Genomic DNA, 5,374 nt, shown 5'->3' with positions numbered 1-5,374 from the left:
GGCAGGGGACGGGGCTGGGGCTGTCACTCAGCCATGACATCATCGTGCAGGGCCACCAGGGCACGTTCCGCATGGAGACGGTGCCGGGTGAGTTCACGGAGTTCGTCATCACCCTGCCCAGGCGGGGGGGACGGCCATCAATGGAGCGAGGCTCGGGAACGCGATGAAGAACCCCATGGATCCCCAGCTGTTGGAAGCCTTCCAGGGCCGGTACGAACTCCTGTCGGAGCTGGGCGAGGGCGGCTTCGGCCGCGTCTACAAGGCCCGCCAGGTGACCACCGGCCAGAACGTGGCGGTGAAGCTCCTGCGCCTGACGGACGGCGCGACGCCAGAGTCCGTGGAGCGCCGCAGCGCGCGCTTCGAGCGCGAGATGAAGCTGTGCGCGCAGATGCACCACCCGAACATCGTGCGGCTCATCGACTCCGGTCGCGCGCAGGGCGGCGCCGTCTACTCCATCTTCGAGTTCGTGCCGGGGAAGAACCTGGCGCAGGTGCTCGCGGACGAGGGCGTGCTGGATCCGGTGGAGGCGCGCCACCTGATGCTCCAGCTGCTGGACGCGCTGGCGTGCGCGCACGCGCAGAACGTGGTGCACCGCGACCTGAAGCCCGCGAACATCATGGTCGTGCCCACCGGCGCCCGTCGCAACGCGCTGGTGCTGGACTTCGGCATCGGGTCGGTGACGGACGAGCTGACGCGCACGGAAGCGCAGCCGCGCATCACGTCCACCAATGAATCGCTGGGCACGCCGTCGTACGCGGCGCCGGAGCAGCTTCGCGGGCAGGCGCCCACGCCGCGCTCGGACCTGTACGCGTGGGGGCTGGTGTTCCTGGAGTGCCTCACCGGCCGCCGCATCTTCGAGGGCGCCACCGTCGCGGAGGTCATCTTCCAGCAGCTCTCCTCGGAGCCGGTGCCCATTCCGCCGGGCATCGCCGCGCACCCGCTGGGCAAGCTGCTCCAGCGTGTCACCGCGAAGGACCCGTCCCAGCGCACCGTGTCCGCGGAGGTGCTGCTGCGCCAGCTGGAGGCGGTGGACGTGTCCAACCTGCCGCGCCGGCCCGCGCCCGTGCGCATCCAGCCCGCCGCCCCCAACGCCGAGACGGCGACGGTGGAGGTGTCCAGTCGCACGCCCAACGCCCTGTCCACGCGCTCGCGCCGGTGGGCGGAGGGCGAGCGCCGCCAGCTGACGGTGGTGTGCTGCACGCTGTCCGCGACGCAGACGGCGCCGGGGCCGGTGGACATCGAGGAGTTGGATCACGTGCTGGGCGCCCAGCAGGAGGTCTGCATCGAGATCGCCCGGCGCTACAACGGCCACATCGCCAGCGCGCTGGGCGACATCGTCCTCTTCTACTTCGGCTATCCGGCGGCGCGGGAGGACGACGCGCGGCGCGCGGCGCAGGCGGCGCTGGACATGGTGGCGGAGGTGAAGCGGCGCGGCCGTGCCATCGAGGCCGAACGCGGCACGCGGGTGGAGATCCGCGTGGGCCTGCACACGGGCCTGGTGGTGTCGCGCGAGCAGCGGGACCCCACGCTCTCCGGCCTGGGCTTCGTGGTGGGCACCACGCCGAAGCTGGCCTTCCGGCTGTCCACCTCCGCGCCTTCGGGCGCCATCCTCGTCACGGGCGACACGCAGCAGCTGGTGCGCAAGCACTTCCCGTTGGAGCCCGCGCCCGCGTCCCCGAGCGAGCTGTTGCCCCCGGGGCTGGAGACGTTCGTGCTCCAGGGCGCGGACGCGACGTGGAGCGGCACAGACGACGCGCTCACGCTGGTGGGCCGCTCGCGCGAGCTGGACCTGGTGCTGTCGCGCTGGGAGCAGGCGCGCTCGGGGCAGGGGCAGGTGGTGCTGATTTCGGGCGAGCCGGGCATCGGCAAGTCGCGCCTCATGCGCGAGCTGGGAGACCGGCTGGGAGCGGAGCCCCACACGTGGCTGGAGTCCCGCTGCACGGAGGACAGCTCCGGACAGGCGTATGCCCCCGTGGTGGACCTGCTCACGCGGATGCTGGACCCGAACCGCGACCTGCCTCCGGAGGGCCGGCTGACGGGCCTGGAGGCGCTGCTGTCCGGCTACAGCTTCGAGCTGCCGGAGACGCTGCCCCTGTTCGCGTCGCTGCTGTCCCTGCCGCTGCCGCCGGAGCGCTGGGCGCCGCTGGACGTGTCACCCTTGAAGCACCGGGAGCTCACGCGCAACGCGCTGCTCGCGTTCCTCGCCGCGATGGCGGAGCGCCAGCCCGTGGTGCTGGCGCTGGAGGACCTGCACTGGGCGGACCCGTCCACGCTGGAGCTGCTCAAGACGCTGGTGGAGGAGGTGTCCTCGTCGCGCCTGCTCGCCGTGTTCAGCGCGCGGCCGGAGCTGGAGCCGCCCTGGGCCGCGTCGGCGGTGACGCAGGTGCAGCTGGGCGCGCTGGCTCGCGCGGAGGTGGAGCGGCTGGCCACCGCCGCCGTGGGAGGCCCGCTCTCGCCAGAGGCGTTGGAGGAGATCGCCACGCGCACGGACGGCATCCCGCTGTTCGTGGAGGAGCTGGTGCGCACGCTGCGCGAGTCCGGCGCGCTGGTGGAGCGCGAGGGCCGCTTCGCGTTGGAGGCCAGCAAGGCGGGCCCCTCGGTGCCGGGCACGCTGCGGGACTTGCTCGTCGCGCGCCTGGACCGGCTGGGCCGCGCCAAGGAGACCGCGCAGATCGCCTCCGTGCTGGGCCGCGAGCTGACGCATGAGCTCCTGCGCCACGTAAGCCCGCTGACGCCCGAGGCGCTGGAGGCGGACCTGGAGCGGCTGGTGGGCTCGGGACTGCTGCACCGCAAGCGCCGGCCGAAGGGGCCCGTGTACCTCTTCAAGCACGCGCTGGTGCGGGACGCGGCCTACGACTCGATGCTCAAGCGGTACCGCCAGCAGATGCACGCGAAGACGGCGGAGGCGATGGAGGCGCACTTCCAGGAACAGGTGGAGTCGCGGCCGGATCTGCTCGCGCACCACTGGGCCGCAGCGAACCTGAAGCGTAAGGCCATCCTCTACGCGCAGAAGGCCGCGTTCGCCGCGCTGGTGCGCTCCGCCTACCTGGAGGCCATCCTCTTCGCCCGGCTGGGCCTGTCGTGGCTGGACGCCATCGACGACCCGGTGGAGCGCGCGCAGCTGGAGCTGAGCCTCAACGGCGTGCTCGCGCCGGCGCTGATGTCCACGCAGGGCTGGCGCTCCCAGGACCTGCGCAACGTGGCCGAGCGCTCGCTGGAGCTGCTCTTCACGGTGGGGGAGAGCCCCTACGCGGCCCCGACGCTGTGGGTCCTCTCCATCTTCTACCACCTGGGAGGTGATCAGCGCCGGGTGCGCGGACTGCTGGACCGCCTGGTCGCGCTCGCGCAGCGCACCGGGGACGCGGGCCAGGAGGCGGTGGCGCTCACCATCCTCTCCAACATCGAGCTGCTGGAAGGCCGCCTGGGCGAGGCGAAGGCGAAGGCGGACCGGTGCCTGTCGCTGTTCGACCCGGTCGCGCACCGGATGCACCGCATCCTCTATGGACAGGACACGCGCGTGGGCGGCGAGTCCGTGCTGTGCCGGGGGATGTGGCTGCTCGGCTTCCCGGATCAGGCGAAGGCGCACGGCGAGGCCGCGGTGGCGTGGGGCCGCGAGCTGAACCACGGCACCAGCATCGGCTTGTCGTTCATCTACCTGCTGCTGATTGCCCAGGAGCACGGCGACCGGACGGAGGCGCTCCAGCTCATCTCCCAGCACGCGGAGCTGTCCCACCGCTACGGCCTGCTGGAGCAGTCCGCCTACGTGGGCATCCTGCGCGCGTGGGCCGTGAAGGACCTGGAGGTGATGCGTCGCAGCATCGCGCTGCGCGAGGCCTTCGGTACGGAGATGGACCAGCCGGCGTACTACGCCATGCTCGCGGAGCTGGAGCTGGAGCTGGGCCACGTGGAGGCGGCGCTCGCCTCCGTGGAGCGCGGCCGGCAGCGCGCGCAGGCCCTGGGCGAGGCGTACCACGAGTCCAAGATGCTTCACGTCAAGGGCCGGGTGCTGCTGCAGCGGGATGGAAACACTGCACTCTCCGCGGAGACGTGCTTCCGGCAGGCGGCGGAGGTGGCACACGCACAGGGCGCGCGGATGCGGGAGCTGCAGGCCGTCACCGCCCTGGCGCGGGTGCTCCAAGCATCCGGGCGACAGGAAGAAGCCCGGCAACGGCTGCAAACGGTCTACAGTACGTTCTCCGAAGGATGGGGGACGCCGCCCGTCTCGGAGGCCCGCGCGTTGTTGGATGCGCTGGGAGGAGAACGCTGACATGAGCAAGAAGAAGCCGGAGTCGAAGGCCGCGCCCGCACGTGCCCGTCCGGTGGCGCGCAAGCCCACGCGGGGCCCGGAGGCCAAGTCCTCGGTGAATGACTGGCAGGCCGTGTGGATGCGCGCCGTCGCGCTGGCGTGGAAGGAGCCCGAGTTCGAGGCGGCCCTCCAGAAGGACCCCCGTCAGGCCCTCAAGAAGCGCTTCGACTTCGACCTGCCCGCGAGCATCCACCTGAAGGTCGTCCCCTCCACCGCGAAGGACGCGGCGTCGGACGGCACCTGGAAGGTGAACAACGCGGAGGTGGAGCTGCACCTGCCGAAGAAGCCGGCCGACGTGGCGGACCACGCCGTGGCGCTCTCCAGCCTCACTGACACCTACGGCCGCTCGCACTGCTGCGGCAGCCCCTGCTGCTGAACGGCGCGGGGGGCGCTCAGCGGTCCGGAGACTCGCCCCCCGACACCGCGAAGGCGCCCACGCTGGCCTCGCCGAAGCCGTCCACGCCCGCCACGCGCTGGAAGAAGTCCGGATCGCTCCGGCCCAGCGCGTAGGGCCGCAGTCCCAGCGCGGTGGACACCAGGTAGAGCGTCTGCACCAGCGCTCCCGTGTCCTGCAGCACCAGTGAGTACGCCAGCGTCTCGTACTTCCACGCGAGCCGGGGCACGCGCGCGGCCACCACCATCAGCACCTCTGGCCGCTCGAAGGGCTCCACCGACGAGCGGGCTTCGTCCAGCAGCGCGTGGAACTCCGGCGTGGGGCCGCTCAGCTTCTCCAGCCGGTGGCCCAGCGGATCGTAGTGGTAGGCGCCCGGGGCCAGGCCCTGGCACTCGCCCACCATGGGGTAGAGCTCCAGCGCGTACGCCGCGCCCGCGCCGGGGTAGGGCCGGTCGGTGATTTCGCCGTCCTGCGTGGTGCGCACGTCGCGCACGCGCGCGGCGCGGAAGAGCAGCTCGCCCAGCTGCTTCACGGTGAGCGGTGTGGCGCCCCGGCCTCGCAGGCTGCGGCGGTCCTCCAGCACCTCCGTGAAGGAGCGGTCGCCGCCCGCGCGCAGCGCCTCCAGGTCCGGCCGGTACAGCTCCACGACCTCTTCGGTCACGGTGGGCTTGAGG

General features: G+C 72.0%; 4 protein-coding genes. 3 read left to right on the top strand and 1 reads right to left on the bottom strand.

Annotated features, from left to right (window positions below; all coding sequences use genetic code 11):
• The 3 genes from D7Y21_RS43750 to D7Y21_RS40090 form a co-directional block, all read left to right on the top strand.
• Nucleotides 1-167, top strand: a 167-nt coding sequence (locus D7Y21_RS43750; protein WP_370039926.1) for an ATP-binding protein, incomplete at its 5' end; no start/stop codon positions are given.
• A gap of 8 nt (nucleotides 168-175) precedes the next feature.
• On the top strand, nucleotides 176-4,267 hold the full coding sequence (locus D7Y21_RS40095) for a TOMM system kinase/cyclase fusion protein (protein WP_233612485.1): 4,092 nt from the start codon (nucleotides 176-178) through the stop codon (nucleotides 4,265-4,267).
• Between the two features lies 1 nt (nucleotide 4,268).
• Nucleotides 4,269-4,682, top strand: coding sequence for a BMA_0021/BMA_0022 family TOMM bacteriocin (locus D7Y21_RS40090; RefSeq protein WP_158627429.1), 414 nt, complete (start codon nucleotides 4,269-4,271; stop codon nucleotides 4,680-4,682).
• 16 nt (nucleotides 4,683-4,698) lie between these two features.
• On the opposite strand, the gene D7Y21_RS40085 is transcribed toward D7Y21_RS40090, so the two are convergent.
• The coding region (locus tag D7Y21_RS40085; protein WP_121718516.1) for a SagB family peptide dehydrogenase at nucleotides 4,699-5,374 on the bottom strand (676 nt) is incomplete at its 5' end.

It is taken from the genome of Corallococcus sp. AB045 (genome assembly GCF_003668895.1).
In the GTDB taxonomy this organism is placed as follows: domain Bacteria; phylum Myxococcota; class Myxococcia; order Myxococcales; family Myxococcaceae; genus Corallococcus; species Corallococcus coralloides.
Note: the sequence above shows the minus strand (reverse complement) of the source record. Positions and strands in the feature narration are given on the sequence as shown.

Excerpts from the sequence above, each read along its gene's own strand:
- D7Y21_RS40095 (WP_233612485.1), top strand. The coding sequence starts at position 176 with ATGGATCCCCAGCTGTTGGAAGCCTTCCAGGGCCGGTACGAACTCCTG.
- D7Y21_RS40090 (WP_158627429.1), top strand. The coding sequence starts at position 4,269 with ATGAGCAAGAAGAAGCCGGAGTCGAAGGCCGCGCCCGCACGTGCCCGT.